The 24,999-nt window shown below is 41.4% G+C and carries 26 protein-coding genes; 14 read left to right on the top strand and 12 right to left on the bottom strand.

Translation table 11 applies throughout. The features are described from left to right. Positions 1-1,344, bottom strand: coding sequence for a Na(+)-translocating NADH-quinone reductase subunit A (locus PR809_RS13765; protein ID WP_166267737.1), 1,344 nt, complete (start codon positions 1,342-1,344; stop codon positions 1-3). 416 nt (positions 1,345-1,760) lie between these two features. Between PR809_RS13765 and PR809_RS13760 the strand changes: the two genes are divergently transcribed. Continuing rightward, on the top strand, positions 1,761-2,498 hold the full coding sequence (locus tag PR809_RS13760) for a L,D-transpeptidase family protein (RefSeq protein ID WP_102139754.1): 738 nt from the start codon (positions 1,761-1,763) through the stop codon (positions 2,496-2,498). On the opposite strand, the gene PR809_RS13755 is transcribed toward PR809_RS13760, so the two are convergent. Next, positions 2,469-3,236, bottom strand: coding sequence for a class II glutamine amidotransferase (locus PR809_RS13755; RefSeq protein WP_102139755.1), 768 nt, complete (start codon positions 3,234-3,236; stop codon positions 2,469-2,471). The two genes, PR809_RS13760 and PR809_RS13755, sit on opposite strands and share 30 nt — an antisense overlap. A gap of 28 nt (positions 3,237-3,264) precedes the next feature. Beyond that, on the bottom strand, positions 3,265-3,843 hold the full coding sequence (lpcA, locus tag PR809_RS13750) for a D-sedoheptulose 7-phosphate isomerase (RefSeq protein ID WP_102139756.1): 579 nt from the start codon (positions 3,841-3,843) through the stop codon (positions 3,265-3,267). A 366-nt stretch (positions 3,844-4,209) separates the two neighbouring features. On the opposite strand from lpcA, the gene fadE reads away from it, so the two are divergent. Next, on the top strand, positions 4,210-6,675 hold the full coding sequence (fadE, locus tag PR809_RS13745; protein ID WP_166267739.1) for an acyl-CoA dehydrogenase FadE: 2,466 nt from the start codon (positions 4,210-4,212) through the stop codon (positions 6,673-6,675). Between the two features lie 55 nt (positions 6,676-6,730). Here fadE and PR809_RS13740 read toward each other — a convergent pair whose 3' ends face one another. Together PR809_RS13740 and lysA are read right to left on the bottom strand one after the other, a co-directional pair. Then, positions 6,731-7,594 (bottom strand): hypothetical protein, encoded by an 864-nt coding sequence (locus PR809_RS13740; protein ID WP_272524548.1) that lies wholly within the window; start codon positions 7,592-7,594, stop codon positions 6,731-6,733. Positions 7,595-7,753: 159 nt separating this feature from the next. Beyond that, positions 7,754-9,013, bottom strand: coding sequence for a diaminopimelate decarboxylase (gene lysA, locus PR809_RS13735; RefSeq protein WP_206276694.1), 1,260 nt, complete (start codon positions 9,011-9,013; stop codon positions 7,754-7,756). 126 nt (positions 9,014-9,139) lie between these two features. Between lysA and PR809_RS13730 the strand changes: the two genes are divergently transcribed. After that, on the top strand, positions 9,140-10,075 hold the full coding sequence (locus tag PR809_RS13730) for a LysR family transcriptional regulator (protein WP_206276695.1): 936 nt from the start codon (positions 9,140-9,142) through the stop codon (positions 10,073-10,075). Here PR809_RS13730 and PR809_RS13725 read toward each other — a convergent pair. Beyond that, positions 10,049-10,969, bottom strand: coding sequence for a LysR family transcriptional regulator (locus PR809_RS13725; protein ID WP_206276696.1), 921 nt, complete (start codon positions 10,967-10,969; stop codon positions 10,049-10,051). The two genes, PR809_RS13730 and PR809_RS13725, sit on opposite strands and share 27 nt — an antisense overlap. A 130-nt stretch (positions 10,970-11,099) precedes the next feature. Here PR809_RS13725 and PR809_RS13720 point away from each other — a divergent pair, with 130 nt between their 5' ends. Together PR809_RS13720 and PR809_RS13715 are read left to right on the top strand one after the other, a co-directional pair. Then, positions 11,100-11,972: an MBL fold metallo-hydrolase gene (locus PR809_RS13720; RefSeq protein WP_166267747.1), complete on the top strand. Its 873-nt coding sequence runs from the start codon at positions 11,100-11,102 to the stop codon at positions 11,970-11,972. A 175-nt stretch (positions 11,973-12,147) separates the two neighbouring features. Then, entirely contained in the window at positions 12,148-12,792 is a 645-nt protein-coding gene (locus PR809_RS13715) for a DsbA family protein (protein ID WP_206276697.1), read from the top strand. Positions 12,793-12,829: 37 nt separating this feature from the next. On the opposite strand, the gene PR809_RS13710 is transcribed toward PR809_RS13715, so the two are convergent. Then, positions 12,830-13,636 carry a prepilin peptidase gene (locus tag PR809_RS13710; protein WP_241098739.1) on the bottom strand — a complete coding sequence of 269 codons (807 nt, stop codon included), beginning with the start codon at positions 13,634-13,636 and terminating at the stop codon, positions 12,830-12,832. Between the two features lie 279 nt (positions 13,637-13,915). Between PR809_RS13710 and rsmE the strand changes: the two genes are divergently transcribed. From rsmE to hemW, 9 genes are all read left to right on the top strand, one after another. Next, positions 13,916-14,647 (top strand): 16S rRNA (uracil(1498)-N(3))-methyltransferase, encoded by a 732-nt coding sequence (gene rsmE / locus PR809_RS13705; RefSeq protein ID WP_206276698.1) that lies wholly within the window; start codon positions 13,916-13,918, stop codon positions 14,645-14,647. Positions 14,648-14,656: 9 nt separating this feature from the next. After that, complete coding sequence (gshB, locus tag PR809_RS13700; RefSeq protein WP_102139764.1) at positions 14,657-15,604, top strand: glutathione synthase; 948 nt, start codon at positions 14,657-14,659, stop codon at positions 15,602-15,604. 136 nt (positions 15,605-15,740) lie between these two features. Continuing rightward, the gene (locus PR809_RS13695) at positions 15,741-16,304 is read left to right on the top strand and encodes a YqgE/AlgH family protein (protein ID WP_102139765.1); all 564 of its coding nucleotides are present in this window, start codon (positions 15,741-15,743) and stop codon (positions 16,302-16,304) included. Then, entirely contained in the window at positions 16,304-16,723 is a 420-nt protein-coding gene (gene ruvX, locus PR809_RS13690) for a Holliday junction resolvase RuvX (protein ID WP_102139766.1), read from the top strand. Before PR809_RS13695 ends, ruvX begins: the two co-directional genes overlap by 1 nt. A 147-nt stretch (positions 16,724-16,870) precedes the next feature. Then, positions 16,871-17,563: a YggS family pyridoxal phosphate-dependent enzyme gene (locus tag PR809_RS13685; RefSeq protein WP_241098740.1), complete on the top strand. Its 693-nt coding sequence runs from the start codon at positions 16,871-16,873 to the stop codon at positions 17,561-17,563. A gap of 13 nt (positions 17,564-17,576) precedes the next feature. Next, entirely contained in the window at positions 17,577-18,398 is an 822-nt protein-coding gene (gene proC, locus PR809_RS13680) for a pyrroline-5-carboxylate reductase (RefSeq protein ID WP_102139768.1), read from the top strand. Positions 18,399-18,417: 19 nt separating this feature from the next. Next, a complete protein-coding gene (locus PR809_RS13675; RefSeq protein WP_102139769.1) occupies positions 18,418-19,002 on the top strand; it encodes a YggT family protein in 585 nt (194 codons plus the stop codon). Between the two features lie 16 nt (positions 19,003-19,018). Continuing rightward, complete coding sequence (gene rdgB / locus PR809_RS13670) at positions 19,019-19,612, top strand: RdgB/HAM1 family non-canonical purine NTP pyrophosphatase (RefSeq protein ID WP_102139770.1); 594 nt, start codon at positions 19,019-19,021, stop codon at positions 19,610-19,612. Continuing rightward, a complete protein-coding gene (gene hemW / locus PR809_RS13665) occupies positions 19,605-20,744 on the top strand; it encodes a radical SAM family heme chaperone HemW (protein WP_206276699.1) in 1,140 nt (379 codons plus the stop codon). Before rdgB ends, hemW begins: the two co-directional genes overlap by 8 nt. Before the next feature lie 162 nt (positions 20,745-20,906). Here the strand turns inward: hemW and PR809_RS13660 are convergent, their stop codons facing one another. From PR809_RS13660 to trmB, 5 genes are all read right to left on the bottom strand, one after another. Next, complete coding sequence (locus PR809_RS13660; protein WP_102139772.1) at positions 20,907-21,857, bottom strand: siderophore ABC transporter substrate-binding protein; 951 nt, start codon at positions 21,855-21,857, stop codon at positions 20,907-20,909. Positions 21,858-22,049: 192 nt separating this feature from the next. Beyond that, the gene (locus tag PR809_RS13655; RefSeq protein WP_102139773.1) at positions 22,050-22,775 is read right to left on the bottom strand and encodes a DUF2884 domain-containing protein; all 726 of its coding nucleotides are present in this window, start codon (positions 22,773-22,775) and stop codon (positions 22,050-22,052) included. 23 nt (positions 22,776-22,798) lie between these two features. After that, on the bottom strand, positions 22,799-23,725 hold the full coding sequence (glsB, locus tag PR809_RS13650; RefSeq protein WP_102139774.1) for a glutaminase B: 927 nt from the start codon (positions 23,723-23,725) through the stop codon (positions 22,799-22,801). Positions 23,726-23,838: 113 nt separating this feature from the next. Then, the gene (locus PR809_RS13645; protein ID WP_004914167.1) at positions 23,839-24,168 is read right to left on the bottom strand and encodes a YggL family protein; all 330 of its coding nucleotides are present in this window, start codon (positions 24,166-24,168) and stop codon (positions 23,839-23,841) included. After that, entirely contained in the window at positions 24,168-24,887 is a 720-nt protein-coding gene (trmB, locus tag PR809_RS13640) for a tRNA (guanosine(46)-N7)-methyltransferase TrmB (RefSeq protein WP_166267759.1), read from the bottom strand. Before trmB ends, PR809_RS13645 begins: the two co-directional genes overlap by 1 nt. Positions 24,888-24,999: the final 112 nt, after the last annotated feature.

Below are 24,999 nucleotides of genomic sequence, written 5' to 3'. Positions count from 1 at the left end.
TCACCCTTCTAGCTCAATCTTGGTCAGAACATCACGTAGCACCGGACCATATTCATATTTCGCTGGGCAAACATAGGTACATAAACCTAAATCTTCTTCGTCCAACTCTAAACAGCCCAATTCTTGTGATGTGTCAGTGTCTCCAGCAAGGAGATCGCGCAATAAATGAGTGACCATGATGTCGAGAGGCATGACTCGCTCGTAGTTACCAATTGGTACCATCGAACGTTCGCCACCGTTCATTGTCGTTGTAAAATTAAAGCGTTTATTTTTCAGGAAGTGCCCGATTGTGGTACGAGTAATCGTAAATTTATTAACACCTGGCATAATCCAGCCAAATAATTCTTTATCGCGACCCTCGGCTAACACTGAGACTTGATTATGAAAACGACCAAGATAGTGATGGGTATCATCGCATGTCACGCCCCAAAGGACTGAACCCGAAATAATACGGTTTTCACCTGCTTTAAGCTGACCTTGTGTTAGTTCATATAAATCAGCACCTAGGCGAGTACGCAGAAGACGAGGCTTTTCAACTTGTGGCCCTGCTAATGAAATCACGCGGTCTGTGTAAAGGTGACCCGTAACAAATAGCTTACCAATAGCGATTACATCTTGGTAATTAAGGCTCCAAACTTTTTTCTTAATACTGACCGGTTCCAAGAAATGGATATGAGTTCCCGCTAAACCAGCAGGATGCGGCCCTGTAAATTGGGTATAAGAAATTTGGTTATGAGCCGCATTCTTCGGTAAGTCTCCCTCTCCATGACACACATGGATTTTACCTTCCGTTAAGCGACTTAAAACCAAAAGCCCATCGTTAAATGCTTGTTCTTGCTCTTGAATAACTAAAACAGGATCCGCTGCAAGTGGGTTAGTGTCCATTGCAGTGACAAAAATAGCGATAGGTGAAGAACCAGGCTGTGGTGAACGGCTAAATGGACGCGTTCTTAAAGATGTCCACATACCCGATTTTATCAAATTATCTTCAACTTGCTGTTGAGTTAACGTTGATAGCTCATCACGAGTATAAGCTGCAAAAGTTTCTTGTTCGTCACCATCAATTTCGATGACAACGGATTGAAGCACACGACGCTCACCACGATTAATAGCAATAATTTGACCGCAGGCTGGGCTTGTAAACAAAACCCCTGGGTTCTTTTTATCTTCAAAAAGAACCTGTCCTTTAACTACACGCTCACCTTCTTTAACCAGCATCGAAGGACGCATTCCGACATATTCTTCACCTAGCACAGCTACGTGTTGAATTTTCGGGCCGTCTTCTATCACTTGGGCTGGCTCACCTGCGATAGGAAGGTTGAGGCCTTTTTTAATTTTAATCATAAGATCTGCACAAGTTTATCAGTTAAACCCTAAGCTAACGATTCAGCAATGAATGATAGCGACTCATTAAATAAAAAATAGCTCAAGTAATAGTCATCACTTAAGCAGGTATTCTCACATAATTGTTACTAAATTTTATCTTCTGCCAACCATAATTTTATCAGTTCCCACTCTCTATGTCCGGCTATAGAAGTGACATAGTTCAAGCAAATTGCATTAATATTTAAATTTTTCTGTTAACAATTCGTTATTATCGATGCTTAAGCTCATATTTATCGACCAATGTTTAATTTTTAAGCAATAAAGGTTCATTTAAAAACTATTAACAAACTATATTAATTTTCGATTTACTCGTCTAAAATGCATAAAATATGTACTCTTTTTGTTCAATAACATTTTCGTGATATGGCTTAGATATGAAATTAAGTAAATTTTTTAGTGCAATTTTTTTATTTATACTCATATATTCCCCTGCTATTCAGGCGAGTAACTATTCATTTCTACTTAATAATAACGTATCTGATAACCCAAATTCATCTATTTTTATTCAAATATTTAAGCAAGAAGGTTTATTAGAACTCTATCAAAAAACGCCATCAGGAAAATATAAACTGTCGAAAACTTACCCAATTTGTAAATTCTCTGGCGGGCTAGGTCCCAAAAAGATTGAAGGTGACCTAAAAAGCCCAGAAGGATTTTATCAAATTACAACAGAACAGCTCAATCCTAACAGTCGGTATTACCGATCTATCAATATCGGTTTCCCTAATGAGTTTGATAAGGCACAAGGCTATAACGGTAGCTACCTTATGATCCATGGCAGTTGTGTTTCAGTTGGGTGTTATGCCATGACGGATGAATATATGGGTGAAATTTACCAAAGGGTAGAGACAGCCTTACTTAGCGGACAGCCCGTCATTAATGTCAGCATTTACCCATTTAGAATGACAAATGAAAATATGCTGCGCTACCGCAATTCCAGCCACTATGCCTTTTGGAAACAACTCCAACCTGCTTACGAGTATTTCAACCGTACAGGAAGACCCGCTGAGGTGTCCGTCGCGTTAGGTAAATATGCAGTTATTGACCAACCTGAAACCCCAACAAAATTGTTAGGGTCTAAATCACAATATGCGCTCACCAAGATAGAATAAGACGAAATTACCGGGGTCAATTCGCTGCCAATTTTCGTTACCCGTTAATGGTTGCGTTGCGATGACAGAAACAACATCAGTGGGTGTCGTGCACTGCTCAAAATCGATTTCAATATCTTGGTCGAGTAATTTAGCTTTACCAAATGGTGCCTTGCGCGTTAGCCAATGCAAATTCGTTGAACTAAAGGCCATCATATATTGCCCATCAGACAGCAACATATTAAACACGCCTTTATGACGCAATTGGTCAGCTAAGGTCGCAATAAAACGGAACACACTTTTCCAATTCGATGGCCTGCGTGGGTACTTTTCACTGAGTTGATGAAGTATCCAGCAAAATGCCCATTCGCTATCGGTTTCACCTATCGGCCAATAGCGCCCAGTTTTCAGTGTACGATATCCCTTTAACTGCCCATTATGCGCATAAGTCCAATTACGCCCCCATAGCTCGCGAGTAAAGGGGTGAGTGTTTACTAACGACACATCCCCTCGGTTTGCTTGGCGAATATGAGCAACAATACTTTCTGACTTAATCGGGTATTCCTGCACAAAGCGGGCGACAGGTGACAAAAAACTAGGTTGAGGATCTTTAAATGTGCGACACCCGAGCCCCTCATAAAAGGTAATTCCCCAGCCATCTTTATGTGGGCCAGTTTGCCCACCTCGGGAAATTAACCCACTTAAGCTAAACGAAATATCGGTTGGAACATTGGCACTCATGCCAAGTAACTCGCACATTTAAAAACTCCTGAAACAGTAATAACTGTTATTTCACCATCTCTTTTTCGATTAACTGAATTAAGATATGAATAACTTTAATATGAATTTCTTGGATACGGTCGGCATACCCAAAGTGTGGGACTCGAATTTCGATATCCGCGGTGCCAGCCATTTTCCCGCCATCTTTGCCTGTTAGCGTGATGACTTTCATGCCTTTTTCACGTGCTGCCGCAATCGCTTTAATAATGTTCCCTGAATTACCAGAGGTAGAAATTCCGAGTAAAACATCCCCTTTCATACCAACAGCTTCGATGAAACGTGAAAAAACGTATTCATATCCAAAGTCATTACTCACGCAAGATATATGACTCACATCTGAAATTGCAATTGCAGGATAACCCGGGCGGTTTTCACGGTAACGTCCTGTTAATTCTTCAGCAAAATGCATTGCATCACAGTGAGACCCCCCATTACCACAAGATAATACTTTGCCACCCGCTTTAAAAGAGTCAGCGAGCAGTACAGCGGCCTGTTGGATAGCAGCAATATTGGCATCATCGCTAAGAAAATTCGATAACGTCTCGGCCGCTTCTGTCAGCTCACCACGGATTAAGTCTTGATACATGAGATTTCCTCTTAATTAAGAATACGTTATAGAGAGTACGATTAATTCATATCCAAATTATCCTAAAAGAAAAATGGCGCTCCATGGCAAAACTCAGATAGATATCAGTAATTAATCTTTAATAGTCAGATTGTTGCACAGGGATAATTTTGTTTCTACTTTTGATTGTGCTGTCTTGGCCCTATCGACAAAATTCATCGAAACTCATAACCAATAAGACAAATTACTGCAATAACTTCCTTTACATGACGTTTTTGTGAGCTAAGTTGTAATTAAGATGTAAATACATTGCTAATTCTTTATTAATGGGTATAGATTAAAGCAACAAACAGGTCAGACCTCTTACAAGTAGACGGGAGCTTAACTATGATCCTTCTCAGCATTGTGTTATTTCTCGCCTTAATCGGCGTACTTTGTTATCACAAAACCTCTTTAATTTTTAGCTCGATATTGTTATTAGCCTATACCGCGGTGATGGGCGCAATGAACCTTTGGAGCTACTGGATGTTACTACCAGTCGCCTTGGTACTATTTCCTTTTGTATTCAGCCCAGTACGCCAATCTCTTTTTTCCGCTCGTGCGATGAAAATGTTCCAAAAAGTCATGCCACCGATGTCGCGTACAGAAAAAGAGGCGATTGATGCAGGAACAACGTGGTGGGAGGGTGACCTTTTCCGTGGAGCTCCTGATTGGAACAAGCTGCACAACTACCCGAAACCTCAATTAACGGCAGAAGAACAAGCGTTTATTGATGGGCCTGTTGAAACGGTTTGTGGCATGGTCAACGACTTCGAAGTTAGCCATGAACTTGCAGACTTAACACCTGAAGTATGGCAGTACCTACGTGATCACCGCTTCTTCGCTATGATCATCAAAAAAGAATACGGTGGCCTTGAGTTCTCTGCATATGCACAGTCACAGGTTCTACAGAAGCTCGCAGGCGTGTCTGGTATTCTTGCTATCACGGTAGGTGTGCCAAATTCATTAGGCCCGGGCGAATTACTGCAACATTATGGTACTGACGAACAAAAACAACGTTATTTACCTGGCTTAGCTACGGGTGAAGAAATTCCATGCTTTGCGCTAACCAGCCCTGAAGCAGGTTCCGATGCTGGTGCTATCCCAGACTCAGGTGTTGTTTGTATGGGTGAATGGCAAGGCGAGCAAGTATTAGGGATGCGTTTAACATGGAACAAACGCTATATTACCTTAGCGCCGATTGCCACTGTATTAGGCCTCGCATTCAAACTTTCCGACCCTGATAAGTTATTAGGCGGTGAGAAAAATCTTGGTATCACCTGTGCATTAATTCCAACCAACACCCCAGGAGTTGAAATTGGTCATCGCCACTTCCCACTAAATATTCCATTTATGAATGGCCCTACCCGCGGACAAGATATTTTTGTACCTATCGATTACATTATCGGTGGTCCAAAAATGGCAGGCCAAGGCTGGAGAATGTTGGTTGAGTGCCTTTCTGTGGGCCGTGGCATAACATTGCCATCGAACTCAACGGGTAGTTTGAAGAGTATTGCCATCGCAACAGGGGCTTACTCTTATATTCGTCGCCAATTCAAGTTACCCATTGGGAAAATGGAAGGGATTGAAGAGCCATTAGCACGCATTGCTGGTAATACTTATCTTATGGATGCGGCGGCAACTCTCATTACCTCTGGGATTATGTTAGGTGAAAAACCTGCTGTTCTATCTGCTATTGTTAAATACCATTGTACGCACCGGGGCCAGCGCGCCATTATTGATGCCATGGATATTACTGGCGGTAAAGGCATTTGCCTTGGGGATTCAAACTTTGTTGCTAGAGCCTATCAAGGCGCACCGATCGCCATTACGGTTGAAGGGGCAAATATCCTCACCCGCAGTATGATTATCTTTGGCCAAGGGGCTATCCGTTGCCATCCTTTTGTATTAGAAGAAATGGCCGCTGCGCAGGATAACAACTTACATAAATTCGACAAAGCCGTATTTGGCCATATTGGTCATGTAATTAGTAATCAATTCCGTAGCTTCTGGCTTGGTTTGACCAATGGCCGTGGAAGTCATGCTCCGACCAAAGATGAAACTCGTCGTTACTATCAAATGCTAAACCGCCAAAGTGCCAACTTAGCATTGCTATCCGATGTTGCCATGGGCGTGTTAGGTGGCAGTTTAAAACGTCGCGAACGTATCTCAGCACGTTTAGGGGATATTTTAAGTAACTTATATCTCGCATCTGCAACTTTAAAACGCTATGAAGATGAAGGCCGTCAAAAAGCTGATTTGCCACTAGTAAAATGGGCAGTTGAAGATTGTTTATATCAATCAGAAAAAGCGATGGATGACCTTCTGAAAAACTTCCCTAACAAGTTGGTTGCTGGGGTCATGCGCATCACGCTGTTCCCTACTGGCCGTGCGATGTCAACACCATCAGACCGATTAGACCATAAGCTTGCTCAAATCCTGATGGAACCATCAGAAACGCGCGACAGATTGGGCCGTGGTCAGTATTTAACACCTACGGAAAACAACCCTCATGGCTTAGTTAACCAAGCATTACTGGATATCATTGCCGCTGAACCTATTTTCGAACGTATTTGCCGTTTAAAAGAGCGCAAACTCAGCTTTACTCGCTTAGATAAGCTTGCTGACCAATTACTTCCTGAAAATGTGATTACGCAAGAGGAAGCCGATATCTTGCGTAGAGCAGAAGCAAGTCGGTTACGGACGATCAACGTCGATGAGTTTGAATTTGATGATTTGGGTGTACTTCCTACAAAAAAGTCGCCAAATGAGCCATCAAATGAAGAAGCTAGTAAGAAAAAGAAAGCGGCTTGATTGATTTTTACTTGTAAATCAAAGGGAACTCAAGAGTTCCCTTTGACATTCATATTTAAAGTAAATAATCATTGAAATATTCAACCACTTTGTCTTCATCAATACCTAAGTGTCCTTTCCAGCCAGCCCATGGCATCTCCATATCAGAGCGACCTTTAGTATTGTTTAACTGGGACTCAGCACTCACAAGGTCACCAAAATTAACCATCGATGCTAATGATAAAGGGATAAACTGATTTGGTATCACACCGATTAATGCTAAAGATTGTAAAACCCCTCTATGTGTGTATTTATTACCCGGGATTATTTTGGCTTCTGCCAAACGCTTTTCAAAATGACCGGGGGTTTCATCATCCTTAGCAGAACGGAATAAATCCAATAACTGGTTAAATTTAATTTTATCGTCCCCAAATGGCTGTACTGGCTCAACATTAAGTAAATGTTTTAAATTTAAATAAGCATAAGAGGTATTACCTGTATAGGAATTTCCGTAATATAAGCAGTACTGAAAATAACTATCATTAATATAGATTTTTCGGTTGTAGTCACTGCATACCCAGCAACAGGCTAGTTGTGTTTTTTCTATATAGTCATGAGTCTGTATGTTTTGGAGTTTATGGAAAGCACCTAGTACTGAACGTCCTCGTAAATAACTTCCCCCAACACCTGCAATGAAAGCATCAAAACAGCGCTCTTGGCTGAGTTTTTCCTCTTTTTTTAAACTGTTGAACTTGCGCATAATATCAGCATGGTCATTGAAAGACTCAATGTGATTCACTTGCCAATTAATTCGTGTTAGTTCCAATTGTTCTTTGTCTGAAAGTGTACTTTGACTATAAACAGAAACCTCACGCTCAACGTCATACTGGCTATTTTCATACTTATACAGTTTACGAAGAACCCTCATCGCTTTTTGCACCGATTTTTACCTTCTGATTTTTATTGTATTGCGTAGAATTTACATAAGGTAGGTAAAATACATGGAAATATAGATGTGGTGAATCAGAATAACCGCATCTTACAATAATAGCCTATGAGTAAGATGCCGTTATCTATTTATCTATAATGAAAGGAAGGCTTACAACTCCAAAGCCAATAGCTCTTCTATCGTTTGGCGACGGCGAATCAATTGTGGTTTGCCATTCACAAACATCACTTCGGGTAATAATGGGCGGCTATTGTAGTTTGATGACATGGATGCACCATAAGCCCCCGTATCATGAAAAACGAGGAAATCGCCAACTTTTACCTCGGGTAAAGCGCGAGTCACCACTAAACCGCCCTCTAACTGGGTAAATACATCTCCTGATTCACACAGAGGGCCAGCGACAATAGTGTCTTTTAGTTGAGCCCCATCAACGTTACGTCCATCCGTGGGTAACAGTGAAATATGGTGATAGCTGCCATACATCGCTGGGCGCATGAGATCATTAAAACCGCTGTCCACTAACACATAGTGGCGGCTCCCCATATCTTTAACAGCTCGCACTTCAGCTAACAATACGCCTGATTCAGCAACCAAATAACGGCCAGGCTCTATTTCAAGTTCAATTTTGTGCCCTAAGTGTTGTTCGATACGTTGGCGAGCGTTATCCCATAGGCTGTAATAATGTTGCACATCGATTACTTCATCACCTTCACGATAAGGTGTGGATAACCCACCACCCGCTGATATTGCATGAAGATCAACCCCTGCGGTGGTGACAAACGCCACCATCGAATCACACACATCAGCAAGGTGCTGGTAATCAACCCCAGAACCAATATGCATATGAATGCCAACCAACGACAAATTGTAATGGCGAATTTTCTCTAACGCTAAAGGTAAGTCTTCGTGCCAAATACCGTGCTTACTATTTTCACCACCAGTATTAGTTTTTTGACTATGGCCGTGGCCAAAACCCGGATTGATGCGTAACCAAACCGGATGACCTGCTTTTTGTTCGCCAATTTGTTCAAGCATATCAATCGAGCCTGCATTTACAGGGATATCTAGCTCAGTGACTTTCGCTAATGTCGCTCTATCGAGCACATCTGCAGTAAATACGATTTCTGAGTTTTCACGCCCAGGCTGGAACCCTGCCACCAGCGCACGTTCAATCTCCCCTAATGAAACGGAATCGACTTTAACGCCTTGCTGTTTCATTAAGCGCAGGATATGAATATTCGAGCACGCTTTTTGTGCAAAGCGGACGGTATCAAAAACTTGTAATTGCTTGATACGCTCAATGATCACCGCGCTATCATAAACCCAAACAGGGCTACCATACTGCTCAGGTAATACACGTAAATACTCAGGAGTTAAATATTGGCTTGTTGTCGTTGCGAATGAAGTCATTGTCTTTCTCGTTTGCAAGTTTTTATTATATTAAAAGCTATTATTCAAAGAATAATACGGGAAAAAAAATATCTATTTTGCTAAAGTCTATTCATATTTGATATAGACTTTATTTAAGGACTTTCTATGCAAGCCATTTCATGGCGGCACATCGAAATATTCCGTGCAGTGATGACTACCCCCAACCTGACGGAAGCCGCTGCGCTGCTGAACACTTCACAACCCACTATTAGCCGTGAACTTGCACGCTTAGAATACCTTTTGCAGTTTAAGTTATTCGATAGAGTCAAAGGGCGGTTACAACCTACTGCACAAGGATTACGGTTTCTTGAAGAGGTTGAACGCTCTTATTATGGCTTGGAGCGTATTAAAAATTCAGCAGAAACCATCCGCCGCTTCGAACATGCACAAATATCGATAACCTGTCTACCGGCTTTCGCCCAATCTTTATTACCCCAAGTTTGCCAGTCATTTATGGAAAACTACCCAGAGGTCAGCATCACAGTGATCCCGCAAGAATCCCCGGTTCTTGAAGAATGGTTGTCGGCTCAACGTTACGATTTTGGCCTCACTGAACATCTGCAAATGCCACCGGGAACTGAACAACAAACACTGGGAAGTTTAAATGAAGTGTGTGTTTTACCCACAAGCCACCCTTTAACCCAAAAAGACGTGTTAACCCCCAACGATTTCCAAGACCAACGTTTTATTAGCCTGTCATTAACTGACAGCTACCGTCAGTTGATTGACTCAACCTTTGCGGAACACCACGTCGAACGAAAAATGGTCATGGAAACACATTCGGCTTCATCTATTTGCGCTATGGCACTAAAAGGAATTGGAATTTCTATTGTTAACCCTTTAACCGCATTAGATTTTCACCAACAATCCGCTGGCAAGCTAGCGCTGCGCCCACTCAGTTTTTCTATTCCTTTTACTGTTAGCTTGATAAGGCCTATTCACCGCCCCTCATCACAATTGACCAATATTTTTACTCAACATTTAGAGGATAACTTTAATCAAATAAAAACCCAGCTAACTTCCGCGCTGTTGCACCAATAACTGCCAGTGAGGTGAAGTTTTAAACCAGTTAGCGAGATAATCAATCACCACTCTCAGGGCGGTTGGCATTTTTTGCCGACTAGTATACACAGCGTAAATACCTAGTGGCATTGGCGTATATTCAGGTAATAACTGAACTAACTCCCCCGAAGCCAAATGATTAGCGACTGAATAATAAGGTTGCATAGAGATACCCGCGCCTTGCAATGTTGCTTCAGCGAGAAATACGGATTCGTTAGCACTTAAGCGCCCATCAACTAACACACTATGCTGCATGCCTGCTTTTTCAAATACCCATAAGCTACGACCAAAAAAATTATAGGTTAAGCAATCGAGTAAAACTAAATCCTCTGGTTTTTCAGGATGTTTTTTTCCTTTTAAAAAATCAGGTGAAGCGCAAATAACAGAATGGCAAGTTGACAAGGGTTTAGCGATTAAACTCGGTTCCAGCTGATTGGTGATGCGGATCGCTAAATCAATTCGCTCCTCTATTAAATTAACCGATTTATTCGATATTTGCATATCAATAGCCATATTCGGATAGAGTGTCATAAACTCAGCAATAGCCACAGAGAGCGCACTTTGGGCAATAGATTGTGAGCAACTAATGCGCACTAAACCGGATAATGCTTTTGCATCATGCTCTTGTTGCACAGGCACCATTTGGGAAATCGCATTAAGTTGCAAAGATTGTTGATATACACCTTCCCCTGCGGAAGTTAAACTTAATTTCCGCGTGGTGCGATTTAGTAAACGGACCCCCGCCCACTGTTCCATTTCCGACAAATAGCGTGTCACCATCGCTCTCGACATATCCAGTTTTTCAGCTGCGCCACTTAGGCTGCCCTGTTCAACAATAGTAATAAATACTTCTGCCGCTTTTAATCTATCCATGCCACTCTCATTTGACCGAATTATGCAACAAACAACACCTAATTATGGGGTTTTTCATCTTATCATTGCAATTTAGTATACACGACATGCAAAACAAACTTTTCTGTATAACTTCATTTTAGGATACAACATGAAATTGACCTTATTAGCAGCAACCACATTATTCGCCACAACTATGAATCTAGCACAAGCTGAAAAACTGGCATTGGATGTTTATAACCCCGGAAATAACAGCGTGTTCCCTGTTTCCTCTGAAATTATTAGCGGCTCAAGTGAAGTGGTACTGATTGATGCGCAATTTCAAAAAAATGATGCACAACAATTGGTTGATAAAATCAAAAAACTCAATAAGAAATTAACCACGATTTATATTAGCCATTCAGATCCAGATTACTATTTTGGGCTCGATACCCTAACAAACGCTTTCCCAGAGGCAAAGGTGGTCGCGACAGCAAACACAGTTGAAGCCATTAAAGCCACTAAAGATGGCAAACTTGCTTACTGGGGCGGTGTATTAAAAGATGAAGCCCCTACTCATGTTATCGTCCCTGAAGTGATTAAAGGAGATAGCTTTACGGTTGATGGCGAACGACTTGAAATTAAAGGCCTTGATGGCGCTTCGCCAGATAGAACCTATGTCTGGGTTCCATCATTGAAAGCCGTTGTGGGTGGTGTCATTGTTTCTGACAATATTCATGTTTGGGTTGCTGATACACAAACAGAAGAGTCGCGTAAAAATTGGCTACAAACATTAGAAGACATCAAAGCTCTGAACCCAGCAACCGTTGTTCCCGGCCACTTTACGGGGGCGTCTAAACTAGATGTAACGACGGTTTCTTTCACTCAAAAATATTTACAGGACTTTGAAAGTGCATATAAAACAAGTAAAAACTCAGATGAGCTCATCCAAAAAGTTGCAGCGAAGTACCCACAATTAGATGATAAATCAAGCTTAGAACTTAGTGCAAAAGTCATTAAAGGCGAAATGAAATGGCCTCAGTAATTAAGTAATTTTCACTATTTCAGCCAGTTGCGTGGTATGTCTCGTATCTACACACTAAATGACTTACCTAAAACAATTTGGCTGATTTAACTAGATGATAGTGGTATTAATCTTTTGATGGTAATGATACAACTTAATTCAAATTACTTAAAAATAGCAAATAAAGAGAACGATTATGAGCAACATCACCCTACACTATATTTATGACCCTTATTGCGGCTGGTGCTACGCTGCAGCACCTTTAGTCGAAATTGCCAAGCAACACCCAAGTATCAACATTGAAATGCATGGTGGTGGCATGCTAGCAGGTGACGCTCGTCTACATTTAGATGATAATTTTCGCCAATATATTCTGCAATCAGATAAGCGCATTGCATCAATGACAGGGCAAGTGTTTGGCGATGACTATATAAAAATGCTACACGAACCTAATTTGGTTATGGACTCAACACCACCGCAAACCGCTATATTAGCGGCAACCAAGCAAGGCAAAGGCTTTGAAATGCTTAAAGCCATCCAAAAAGCGCACTATATTTCAGGGCGCCATATTAAAGATGTTGACGTGCTTCTCGACCTTGCAAAAGATATTGGCCTTGATGTACCTCAGTATCTGTCCGACTACAGCGAATGTGAACAACATGAAACCCCAGCCCACATCGAAAGCAGTAAGGCTCTGTTAGCGCAGTCAGGGGCTTCTGGTTTTCCAACTCTGTTGATACAACAGCAAGATAAATGGTTACGTGTTCCATTACAAAATTACCTTGGTGAACCGAGTAAATGGCAGCAGTTTTTAGATTCTTTAGTCACTGTCGCATCTTAATAAATCCCCTTCCCTGAATGCGCGTATGGTTGTCATTTTATTCAATTATTGATAGATACAACCATACGCTAGCACTAATAATTAACGCGGGTCCAAATGGGATTTTCTTCGTTTTCTTAGCTATTTTCGCCCGAGGTGATCTCTCCAAATAAGCTAGACTTGTTTGCTGCTTTTTTGGATATATTTTAGGCAATACCCCATAGGTTACCCAGTACTGTAATAACCCCACGCCTGCGGCGGCTCCCAAAAAGTAAGGTAACTGCCAAAGCCCAAGCCAGGCCGAACAAGCAGCAACGAGTTTAAAATCCCCTCTTCCCATTTGCGGTTGATGCGTTTTTTTCTCAACCAATGTCACCACCATTAGCATCACTAAGTAACCGAGCAACACCGCATAAATAGCGGAAACAACATTCCCATTAGGCAAATGGATTTGATATAACAGCCCCAACCATAATAATGGGTATGTAAGGATATCAGGGAGATAACCTATTTTATTATCAATGATAAATAATGGAATTATTAAATTAATATATAACACTAAAAATAAAACCATACGAAAACTGTTAGATGAGCAATATATTATAAAAATTAATGCACTATATATTAGAAGCAGAATAGTATTTTTTATAATAATTTTCGATTCACCGAAACAGATAACAGGCAAATAGATTAGCAGTTTTTTAGTTGAGAAAACCGATATTAACAGTATAGAAAAATAAATAAAAACAACAGTAAAATCAATCAAATAAATGTTAGTTTCATTTTGACACGATAATGTAAGTTGATCCGACGGCGAAATAATAGATATGACCGATGACATTAAAATACAGATTAACTCTTTCATATTAACTCCTTATTCCTTTATGGAGATAAAAATAAATATACTGTGAATTTTCTCTACTCCAAACACTTTAATTCCGTAGGGTATAATCGGTTTATTCGAATATCATTATCACCTAGCTCACTTTCATTGCGGTTTAAGATGTCGCTTATGGCACAGACATACTATAAAAGGCCAGTATTTCGTTATAAACTAGGTAGCAGTGCTTGAGTTTAACAATTCAACCCCCATATTCATCAAAGCTATATTATTTATTAACCCTGTCTGTACTAAGGAAAAACTATGCGCGTTCCACGCATTTATCACCCAGAGCCTCTTCAAATAAATACAACGATTTCTCTTGGTGATGATGCTGCAAACCATGTAGGTCGGGTACTACGCATGACTGCGGGCCAAAAACTCGAACTTTTTGATGGCAGCAATCAAATCTTTAGCGCTGAAATTACTGAAGCTACTAAAAAAAATGTATTCGTGCACATTGAAAATAGCCAGATTGACGATAGAGAATCTCCTCTCGATTTACACCTAGGACAGGTCATGTCTCGTGGGGAAAAAATGGAATTTACCATACAGAAATCTGTTGAACTCGGGGTTAACACCATAACACCTTTATTATCAGAGCGTTGTGGTGTTCGTTTAGACGGTGAACGACTGGAAAAAAAATTACTGCAATGGCAAAAAATTGCGATTGCAGCCTGCGAACAATGTGGCCGTAACCGAATTCCAGAAATTCGCCCAGTGCAGACACTGGAAGCCTGGTGCGCGGAAAATGACGATGCGTTTAAAGTTAATTTGCACCCACGAGCAACAGAAAGTATTAATACGTTACCCACTGAACTGAAGAAAGTACGATTGTTGATTGGCCCAGAAGGTGGCTTATCAGCAGACGAAATTGCCATGACAGCAAATTATCAATTTACCGATATACTGTTAGGGCCTCGAGTATTACGAACAGAAACGACTGCGCTAACCGCTATCACAGCACTGCAAGTGCGCTTAGGTGATCTGGGGTAAGGAGAAAAAATGATCAAGCTCGGTATAGTGATGGACCCTATTTCGTCCATCAAAATCAAGAAAGACACCAGTTTTGCAATGATGTTGGAAGCTCAGCGTCGTGGTTACGAAATCCATTATATGGAAATGAATGACCTGTATTTACACCAAGGTGAAGCTCGCGCACAAACTAAAATCGTGACGGTCGAAGAAAACCCAGAAAAATGGTATGAATTTCAGGGAGAACAAGATATTGCCCTGAGCTCTCTTGATGCCATTTTAATGCGTAAAGACCCACCTTTTGATACTGAATTTATCTATGCGACTTATATTCTAGAAAGAGCGGAACAAGCTGGCACCTTAATTGTGAATAAACCGCAAAGCCTACGTGACTGTAATGAAAAACTCTTCACGGCTTGGTTTGCTGAATTAACACCAGACACATTAGTCACTCGCAGCCCACAAAAGTTGAGAGAATTCCACCAAAAACATGGCGATGTTATTTTTAAACCACTAGATGGTATGGGTGGCGCTTCGATTTTCCGCCTCAAGCAAGATGACCCAAATGTGGGTGTGATTATTGAAACGCTAACAGAACATAGCTCCCGCTACTGCATGGCACAAAACTTCCTGCCAGCAATTAAAGATGGTGATAAGCGTGTCTTAGTTGTTGATGGTGAACCCGTTCCGTATTGTTTAGCACGAATTCCAGCTCAAGGCGAAACCCGAGGTAACCTTGCTGCGGGTGGCCGTGGTGAAGCGCGTCCATTAACTGAAAGTGACTGGGCCATCGCACGTGCTGTTGCGCCAACATTGAAAGAAAAAGGCTTAATATTTGTTGGCCTTGATATCATCGGTGACCGTTTAACTGAAATTAACGTGACCAGCCCAACGTGTGCACGGGAAATTGAAGCCGCATTTGATATCTCCATTACCGGTATGTTAATGGATGCCATTGAACGCCGTCTCAATAAATAATTTATAGCGGTGATTTATCTTTACTGATGATTTTTATTGTTTTTACACGGTAAACGTCATCAGTTTGTTCTACCACCGATTATTTAGCCTTTTATTGTATTCTATTAATTGTGATTAAATTTGCTGGAGTCTAAGTTTGAATCTGCAAAACCATTTTCTTATCGCCATGCCATCCTTAACAGACCCTTATTTTGAACAATCGGTCGTTTATGTGTGTGAGCACAACGAAAAAGGGGCGATGGGGATTGTGATTAACAAACCTATTGATGACTTTTCCGTCGATACGATGCTCAAAAAACTCGAAATCACGATTTCAGATAAAATTGATGATCGTAATTTAAAAAAGCCTGTTATCGCAGGTGGCCCTGTTGCAGAAGAGCATGGGTTTATCTTACACACTCCAGTTAAAGGCTTTTTATCTAGCCTGCATTTAAATGATGAAGTGATGGTGACGACATCAAAAGATATCTTAGAGATGTTAGGAAGTGAACATTCCCCCGCAAACTCATTAGTTGCACTAGGTTATGCAAGTTGGGAACCTGGCCAACTTGAACGGGAAATTATGGAAAATAGCTGGCTAACTGTCGAAGCGTCTCCTCAGCTTATTTTTGACACACCAATTCATGAACGCTGGACCGCAGCAGCTAAATTAATTGGTATTGATATTCATACAATTTCAATGCAAGCGGGGCATGCTTAATGTCTGGAAGAACATTGTTAGCCTTTGATTTTGGAACCAAAAGTATCGGTGTAGCGGTTGGGCAAGAAATTACAGGTACTGCACGGCCATTAACCTCACTAAAAGCCAGTGACGGCCGTCCTGATTGGCAACAAATCGAAAAGTTACTTAAAGAATGGCAACCTCAGTTGGTTATTGTCGGCCTTCCCCTTAATATGGATGGTACCGAGCAACTTGTTACAAGCCAAGCCCGTAATTTTGCAAATCGGATTCATGGCCGTTTTGGTGTTAAAGTCGAATTACACGATGAACGTCTTTCCACTGTTGAAGCAAAAGCTGGCCTTTTTGAACAAGGTGGTTATCGAGCACTAAGTAAAGGCAAAGTGGATTCAGCCTCTGCTGTGGTGATCCTTGAAAGCTGGTTTGAGCAACAGATATAAGTATTGCGCCTTTTGCGTGGTTATTTTTAGCTTAACCTCATGCAATGGTGCCGTTCTGATGTAATTTGCTTTACACTATGGTCAACAGTCGCTATTCATGTATGACATGAATAAAATAGTATTGAATAAACCATATTGAATAAAATAATGACCATTCAAAATAATATCTCTGATGTCACCGCGCGTATTGAGCATGCTGCCGCAGAGTGTCAGCGCTCACCACAAGACATTACGCTACTCGCGGTAAGTAAAACAAAACCTTGTGAAGCTATTTTAGAAGCCATTGAGGCAGGTCAGCGCCAATTTGGTGAAAATTATGTTCAAGAAGGTGTTGAAAAAATTCAATATTTTTCGAACAAAAATGACCTTATTTGGCATTTTATTGGCCCGTTACAGTCAAATAAAAGCCGCCTTGTCGCTGAACATTTTGATTGGTTCCATACCTTAGACAGAGCGAAAATTGCCCAGCGCTTAAATGACCAACGCCCTAGTGAAAAAGCTCCTCTCAATGTGCTAATTCAAATTAATATCAGCGATGAAAACAGTAAATCGGGTATAACGCTAGAAGAAGTGGCAGAGCTCGCTGCACAAGTCGCGACTATGCCCAACCTTGTGTTACGTGGGCTAATGACAATTCCTGCACCTGAAACGGATTATGAGCGCCAATGTGCTGTGTTTCATCAAATGAATGACGCATTTAAGCAATTACAAGCCACTTATCCCACGGTTGACACGCTTTCAATGGGGATGACTGACGACATGCGCGCAGCAATCCATTGCGGTTCAACACTTGTTCGCATAGGAACCGCTATTTTTGGCGCGCGCCAATATCACCAATAAATAGGAGAACAGAATGCAACATCGTAAAATTGCCTTCATCGGCGCCGGAAATATGGCTCACGCCATCATTGCTGGGCTGGTTAACCATGGCTACCCTGCATCGATGATCACAGTGTGTTCTCCTACGCCTGTACGTCGAGAAAAACTGGCTGAACAATATGGCATCATTAGCAGTGATGATAACTTAGCTGCTGTAAAAGCTGCGGATGTGATTGTCCTCGCCGTTAAGCCGCAAATGATGAAAGACGTGTGTGAACCACTGCAAAATGCGGCTAATTTTGATCAAAAATTAATCCTCACCATTGCTGCTGGGATCCCCGCTGAACGCTATAACGATTATTTCGCTCATCCGTTGAATTTAGTACGCATCATGCCAAATACGCCATCATTGGTGGGGAAAGGCGTTAGTGGGCTATTTGCTCAAGGGAAGGTTTCAGAGCAAGACAAACAATTTGCACAAGAACTGATGCAGAGTGTCGGCTCCACGATTTGGTGCCAACAAGAGCAAGAAATCAATAGCATTATTGCCATTACTGGTAGCTCCCCTGCTTATTTCTTTCTATTTATGGAAGCGATGCAACAAAAAGCAGAACAACTCGGTTATGATAAACAGCAAGCTCGAGAGCTCGTTCTTCATGCGATTGAAGGGGCTGTAGAGCTTGCTAAGTCGCAAAACGACACGGCTTTTTCGACTCTACGTGAACAAGTCACCTCTAAAGGCGGTACCACCGCGATGGCTTTAGAGCAATTTTATAATGGAAATCTTCCGCAGATTGTTGCCGATGCAATGCAAAGCGCAATAAATAGAGCTGAAGAAATGGAAAAACTTTTTTAAATTAATCGCGGAATTCACCATGCAGACCTTAGTATTTGTCGTTACGACCCTGATCCAACTGTATATTTTTGTATTACTACTGCGCGTATGGATGCAGTGGGTACGTGCAGATTTTTATAACCCTTTTTCGAAATTTGTCGTTAAAGCAACACAACCTATCGTCGCACCATTGCGCCGAGTCATTCCTTCTTTTGGCGCGATAGATACCGCATCTGTCGTTGTTGCGTTCATTTTAGCTATTGCAGCCATTATCTTTGGTATGTGGGCGACTAACTTGCTCCCAATTTTAGGTGTAAGCATTCTACCTATGGGGCTGATTTTATTATTAACCTATACTGGTAAATTAATTTTTTGGATGATTTTAATCCGTGCAATTTTAAGCTGGGTCAGCCAAGGCCGTAACCCTGTAGACTATTTATTGTACCAATTAACAGAGCCTTTAATGGCGCCAATTCGCCGTATCATCCCTGCGATGGGCGGGTTAGATTTCTCCGCAATGATTGTTATGTTTATTTTAATTGCTCTGAATTATTTGCGTGTTGATATCTCACTGATGATTGACCCATCATTAACTGCAATGATGTATTCCATTGGTATTATGTAAAAACGAGTTTTAAATAATGCAAAAAGTTGTTTTAGCCACCGGTAACCCCGGAAAAGTGAATGAGTTAGCTGACCTACTACGTGATTTTGGGATGGATATCGTCGCACAAACCTCATTAGGTGTTGAATCTGCAGAAGAAACGGGCTTAACCTTTATTGAGAATGCGATCCTAAAAGCGCGCCATGCAGCAGCGCAAACCGGGTTACCCGCAATTGCTGATGATTCAGGAATTTCCGTTGATGCACTTGGTGGCGCGCCGGGGATTTACTCCGCACGTTATGCGGGGGCAGATGCGACCGATGAGCAAAACCTGATAAAATTACTCGAAGCTATGAAAAATGTGCCTGACGACCAACGCCAGGCTCAATTCAACTGCGTTCTAGTCTATTTACGCCATGCAGAAGACCCGACACCATTGGTTTTTCATGGTCGTTGGCACGGTGTCATCACTCATGAACGCAAAGGCCAAGGCGGCTTCGGTTATGACCCAATATTTTATGTTCCTGAATTAGGTTGCACCTCAGCAGAGTTAACTAAAGCAGAAAAACAAGCCGTTTCACATCGTGGAAGAGCACTCACAATGATGTTGGATGCGCTAAAGAATGCTTAAATTACCCCCGCTGAGCCTATATATCCATATCCCTTGGTGTGTGCAAAAGTGCCCTTATTGTGACTTCAACTCACACACACTTAAAGGGGAAATCCCTCAGCAAGAATATGTGGCGCACTTATTGGCCGATTTAGACATCGATGCAAAATTAGTTGCTGGGCGTTCGGTAAAAACCATTTTTATTGGGGGTGGAACGCCCAGTTTATTAAGTGCTGAGTCAATGCAGGCTTTAATGGATGGCGTACGTCAGCGAGTTGATTTAGACCCTCACGCAGAAGTCACCATGGAAGCAAACCCCGGCACTGTTGAAGCTGAGCGTTTCGCAGGTTACCAAGCGGCAGGAATCAACCGTATTTCTATTGGTGTACAAAGTTTCGGTAATGACAAGTTAATCACTTTAGGTCGTATTCATGGTGCTGAGGAAGCGAAACGAGCGGCTCAGTTGGCCACTAATCTTAATTTAAGAAGCTTTAACCTCGATTTAATGCACGGGTTACCTGCGCAAACTCAAGTTGAAGGTTTATCTGACCTGCGCCAAGCCATTGAACTTGCACCTCCGCACCTGTCTTGGTACCAATTAACCATTGAACCCAACACCCAATTTGGCTCACGTCCTCCAGTATTACCCGATGACGATACGCTGTGGGATATTTACACCGAAGGCCATAAATTATTAAGTGCGGCAGGTTATCAGCAATATGAAACATCCGCCTATGCTAAACCTGGTTACCAATGCCAACACAACCTCAATTACTGGCGCTTTGGTGACTATTTAGGCATCGGTTGCGGTGCTCATGGAAAAATTTCTTTTGAAGATGGCCAAATTTTACGAACCGTAAAAACAAAACATCCTCGGGGTTATATGGAAGGCCGATACATGCATCAATCTTATGATGTTGACGCCTCCGATAGGCCATTTGAATATTTCATGAACCGTTTTCGTTTACTTGAAGCCATGCCTCGAAGTGAATTTACCCAATATACAGGGTTACCAGAATCAACAGTTAGAGCGGCTATTGATGAAGCCTTAGCTAAAGGTTATATCATAGAAACTGTGGATGAATGGCAGATCACAGAGCATGGAAAATTGTTTCTCAATTCCCTATTAGAGTTATTTTTAGGTGAAGAATAGCAATTATTCCGTTCATTTATAAATCATTTCGCTTGTAAATTAGATGAAAGCCCACTTCAAATTAAAGTGGGCTTTTTATTTAGAGGTAAAAATGAAATAGACAAGAATAACAATTGAGGTAATACATATTGCCACCATCAATAAGACAGCGGCAGATATCAGTTACAGTGCATTAACTACCGCATTAACTTGTTCAGTTAAGCTGACTAAACCACCACCTGACAAATACCATAAGTCAGATTGCAGGTAAGTAATTTTGCCATCTTTATAAGCTTTGGTTTCTTGAATATTGCTATCTTCAAATACCGTTTTATCCAATTTACCTGCTCCAATCGCTTCGCTACGGTCAACAATCAGGATCACGTCAGGATCCGCTTGAGCAATAGTTTTGGTATCCACTACACGGCGTTTTGCTTTATCTGCACTTTCATCAACAGGTAGTTCAGAACGTTGCGCTTTCACAACGTTGTAAACAACGGCTTGGCTGTTTGGAATTAATTTACCGTCGTTATGCATCAGCACTAATACTTTCTTATTAGAATCAGCCGCTTTTTTCTGAGCGTCTGCAATGACTTTATCTAATTGTACCAACTGCTCATCAACCGCTTTTTGGTTACCATAAAGTTCGCCAATCACACCAATATTGGCTTTCACAGAATCAATATAGTGTTTGCTATCAGAACCTAAATTAATGGTTGGTGCAATTTTTGATAACTCATCATAAGACTTACCTTGACGACCTGTGATCACAATCAGGTCAGGTTTTAATTGCGCGATTTTGGCTAAATCAGGTTGTTTCATTCCACCTGCATTTTCCATTGATGCAGGAATGCTGCCTTTTATATAAGCGGGAGCATTGCCTGTTGGTAGTGCAACAACCTTGTCACCTAAGCCGAGTTTTTGCATTGAGTCATAAACACCGAAATCAAACAGAACCACTTTTTGTGGTTTTTTCATGACTTCAGTTTCACCTGACAGGTGTTTGATCGTCACTTTTTCAACACCTTGTGCTGTCACGGCATTTGGCGTGAAAGTGGTAGATTCAGCGCTGAGAGCGAAAGGCGCAGAGAATGACAACACAGAAACAAGCAGAGCAGGTATGAATTTTTTCATTTAAATGATCCCAATTTAAGTCATTAAGCCAAACCCGCATTGTAAAGTGAGCAGCTTAGATGTCAATCAAATAAGAATCAATTTCATTTTCATTCCCATTAATGGAATTAATATCACACAAATTGATGATGACGATAATATTGATAAATAAAAAAACAGTAATGTACAAAAAATACATTACTGCTCATAAGGTTATTTGATTGAATTAAGTAATGAGACGCGTTGTTGTTCGATTGAGGTCACTTTAGAACAAACTTGTTGGCCAAATTGCTGGAAGCTTTTCTCTTGTTTTTTCCATTCAGATTCAAGCTCTTGTTGTAACCCACCTAAGTTCCCTAACACACCTTGTAGCGCTTTACTGGCGTCACCACCCGATAATAATTGCTTGCGCCCCATTTCGTTGATGCTGTCTTGTAAAATGCCGCCTAAACTTTCATTAACTAGCTCGCGCCCTTTCGTTTCAACGGTTTTCATGGCTTCATGGTGAAAAACATAACCACTAGGGCGAGTCTCAATAATTTGATTGATTTGCCCATTAAGCTCTTTTTCTAATTTTGTTAACCGGTTACGGATATTGCTATCGCTACCAACCACTTTAACGACAACTTTGTCTATCGTTTCCCTTGAGGTTGATAATTTTTTTTCTGATTCTTGTTTTATCCAAGGTAAGTCCTGACGAATAGCGGCTTGGTAACGAATAGCTTGCTGCTTTTGGGCCTCTGTTGCAGCAATATTTTTACCGTTAAGTGTGATATCACCATTTGGCGTAATTTTTAAATCGCCACTCGCACCAATAACTTGCACACTTTCAGGAGTCATAACGATGTCATCCTTTGGTGTTACAGAACAGTTATAATCTGCAGCTTGGCTCGTCGCACAAGCAAGGAGTGAAAATGCAATTAATGTACGGCGTAACATAAAATCTCCTAGTAGAGCATGAATTAAAAAACAGAACGCCCAATTCGTTTCGATAGCAACTCTAAAGCCGCACAGCCGACTAAAGAGTTCCCCGCTGAGTCTAGCTCAGGTGACCAAACCGCGACAGTAAATTGGTTTGGTACTACGCAGACAATCCCCCCGCCAACGCCTGACTTTCCGGGCATTCCTATCCGAAATGCAAACTCACCAGAGCCGTCATACATGCCACAAGTCATCATTAATGCATTGATTTGCCTTGATTGTAGCGGTGTGATGATAGGGTCAATGGAGCAAGATGACATTCCTTGCGATGTTAAATAGGAAAAACATCTCGCTAATTCAACACAGTTCATACTTAGAGAACAATAATGAAAATAAGTTTCGAGAACCGTTAAAACATCATTTTCAAAATTCCCAAAAGATTTCATAAGATAAGCAATGGCTGCATTACGACTGGCGTGTTCCAATTCTGAGCGAGCAACAACCGTGTCATAGCTGATATCAGGTTCGCAAGATAGCTTTCGGACAAACTCCAACATACGCTGTTTAGGTGCGCTTAGGCGTGATTGCAGCATATCCGCAATAACAATGGCTCCCGCATTGATAAACGGGTTTCGTGGGATCCCCTTTTCCATTTCAATTTGAATTAACGAATTAAAGGGTAGCCCTGAGGGTTCTTTGCCTACGCGGCTCCAAATTTCCTCTTCCTCATAACGTGTCATTGCAAGTGTAAGGCTTAATACTTTTGAAATAGATTGGACTGAAAAGCGTTGGTACGCATCCCCTGCGGTAAAAATATCGCCATCGATTGTGGATACCGCAATGCCTAAATGATGGGAAGGCACACAACCTAAAGCAGGAATATAATTTGCAACACAACCTTGCCCAATCAGTGGGCGAACTTGGTCTAGGATATCGTTGAGTAGCTGGTTAGAAAACATGGCGCTCAAAACGTTGACTCCAGATAGTATTTGCAACAGAAAATAAAGGCACCCAATTTTTGGATGCCTCTTCAAGCGACTGAAAAATCAGTTTATTTATTGAGATTTACTCAATAAAATTATTATTCCCACCAAACATCAAAAAGCTCAGAAACGACGACGTCATTCATCCCTTTTGATTTTAGCCAATTTTCAACAATTTGGCGGTGCTCTTCGGTACATTTGCCAATTTTTTGCAGACAAACGATCCCTTCCCAGCTCATATAGCCACTAGCTTCAAACGCTAAACCATTCGGTTCAATCGCTTCTGCAATCAGTTGGTCAACGGTGCTGTCAACTTCCTCAATCGGCGTGCCTTCTTTAAAGCTCCACTTAACGGTAAAGCCTAACTCTTGGAACTCATCCAAGCGTAATTTTTTACGTAAACGACGACTACGTGGTTGTTTAGCCATTATTTGATCCTCTCAAACATTAAATCCCATACACCGTGCCCTAACCGCTGGCCGCGCTTTTCAAATTTTGTTTCTGGTCTTGTTTCCGGACGAGGAACGTAATCACCTGATGGTGATAAGTTTTTATACCCTTCGACACTCGTCATCACTTCAAGCATGTGCTCTGCATAAGGCTCCCAATCCGTTGCCATATGGAAAACACCACCAATAGCTAGTTTGCTGCGAATTTTTTCTGCAAATGGAACTTGCACAATACGACGCTTATTGTGTTTCGCTTTATGCCATGGATCAGGGAAAAATAACTGAACCATTTCAAGGCTACCATTTGGGATCATGCAGTCTAAAACTTCTATTGCATCATGGCACATCACCCGTAAATTAGTGATATTTTCTTCTTTTGCCGATGCTAAACATGCGCCAACACCAGGTGCATGAACTTCAATGCCTAAAAAGTTTTTATCTGCATTTTGAGATGCCATGGTCACCAATGAGGCGCCCATCCCAAAGCCAATTTCCAAAGTCACTGGATTTGAGTTATTGAATACTTTGGCAAAATCAAAAGGCTCATTGATAAAATCGATGCCTTTTTCTGCCCATTCTTTTTCTAATGCGTCTTCCTGACGTTTTGTCAGACGCCCTTGACGGCGGACAAAACTACGGACTCGGCGCATAACCCGCCCATCTTCATTATATTCGGGGGAGATAACATTATTGATCATAATAAAGGTTCTAAAATGAGTGCCCAATTAAGTTAATGTGCCAACAATCAAGTGGATAAGATGATGAATTACCAAACCCATCAAACTATAGCCCTATATGCCCAAGTTGTAG

It is taken from the genome of Providencia sp. PROV201, from assembly GCF_028479545.1.
Lineage (GTDB): Bacteria > Pseudomonadota > Gammaproteobacteria > Enterobacterales > Enterobacteriaceae > Providencia > Providencia huaxiensis.
Note: the sequence above shows the minus strand (reverse complement) of the source record. Positions and strands in the feature narration are given on the sequence as shown.

Excerpts from the sequence above, each read along its gene's own strand:
- PR809_RS13765 (WP_166267737.1), bottom strand. The coding sequence starts at position 1,344 with ATGATTAAAATTAAAAAAGGCCTCAACCTTCCTATCGCAGGTGAGCCA.
- PR809_RS13760 (WP_102139754.1), top strand. The coding sequence starts at position 1,761 with ATGAAATTAAGTAAATTTTTTAGTGCAATTTTTTTATTTATACTCATA.
- PR809_RS13755 (WP_102139755.1), bottom strand. The coding sequence starts at position 3,236 with ATGTGCGAGTTACTTGGCATGAGTGCCAATGTTCCAACCGATATTTCG.
- lpcA (WP_102139756.1), bottom strand. The coding sequence starts at position 3,843 with ATGTATCAAGACTTAATCCGTGGTGAGCTGACAGAAGCGGCCGAGACG.
- fadE (WP_166267739.1), top strand. The coding sequence starts at position 4,210 with ATGATCCTTCTCAGCATTGTGTTATTTCTCGCCTTAATCGGCGTACTT.
- lysA (WP_206276694.1), bottom strand. The coding sequence starts at position 9,013 with ATGACTTCATTCGCAACGACAACAAGCCAATATTTAACTCCTGAGTAT.
- PR809_RS13730 (WP_206276695.1), top strand. The coding sequence starts at position 9,140 with ATGCAAGCCATTTCATGGCGGCACATCGAAATATTCCGTGCAGTGATG.
- PR809_RS13725 (WP_206276696.1), bottom strand. The coding sequence starts at position 10,969 with ATGGATAGATTAAAAGCGGCAGAAGTATTTATTACTATTGTTGAACAG.
- PR809_RS13720 (WP_166267747.1), top strand. The coding sequence starts at position 11,100 with ATGAAATTGACCTTATTAGCAGCAACCACATTATTCGCCACAACTATG.
- PR809_RS13715 (WP_206276697.1), top strand. The coding sequence starts at position 12,148 with ATGAGCAACATCACCCTACACTATATTTATGACCCTTATTGCGGCTGG.
- PR809_RS13710 (WP_241098739.1), bottom strand. The coding sequence starts at position 13,636 with ATGAAAGAGTTAATCTGTATTTTAATGTCATCGGTCATATCTATTATT.
- rsmE (WP_206276698.1), top strand. The coding sequence starts at position 13,916 with ATGCGCGTTCCACGCATTTATCACCCAGAGCCTCTTCAAATAAATACA.
- gshB (WP_102139764.1), top strand. The coding sequence starts at position 14,657 with ATGATCAAGCTCGGTATAGTGATGGACCCTATTTCGTCCATCAAAATC.
- ruvX (WP_102139766.1), top strand. The coding sequence starts at position 16,304 with ATGTCTGGAAGAACATTGTTAGCCTTTGATTTTGGAACCAAAAGTATC.
- PR809_RS13685 (WP_241098740.1), top strand. The coding sequence starts at position 16,871 with ATGACCATTCAAAATAATATCTCTGATGTCACCGCGCGTATTGAGCAT.
- proC (WP_102139768.1), top strand. The coding sequence starts at position 17,577 with ATGCAACATCGTAAAATTGCCTTCATCGGCGCCGGAAATATGGCTCAC.
- PR809_RS13675 (WP_102139769.1), top strand. The coding sequence starts at position 18,418 with ATGCAGACCTTAGTATTTGTCGTTACGACCCTGATCCAACTGTATATT.
- rdgB (WP_102139770.1), top strand. The coding sequence starts at position 19,019 with ATGCAAAAAGTTGTTTTAGCCACCGGTAACCCCGGAAAAGTGAATGAG.
- hemW (WP_206276699.1), top strand. The coding sequence starts at position 19,605 with ATGCTTAAATTACCCCCGCTGAGCCTATATATCCATATCCCTTGGTGT.
- PR809_RS13660 (WP_102139772.1), bottom strand. The coding sequence starts at position 21,857 with ATGAAAAAATTCATACCTGCTCTGCTTGTTTCTGTGTTGTCATTCTCT.
- PR809_RS13655 (WP_102139773.1), bottom strand. The coding sequence starts at position 22,775 with ATGTTACGCCGTACATTAATTGCATTTTCACTCCTTGCTTGTGCGACG.
- PR809_RS13645 (WP_004914167.1), bottom strand. The coding sequence starts at position 24,168 with ATGGCTAAACAACCACGTAGTCGTCGTTTACGTAAAAAATTACGCTTG.
- trmB (WP_166267759.1), bottom strand. The coding sequence starts at position 24,887 with ATGATCAATAATGTTATCTCCCCCGAATATAATGAAGATGGGCGGGTT.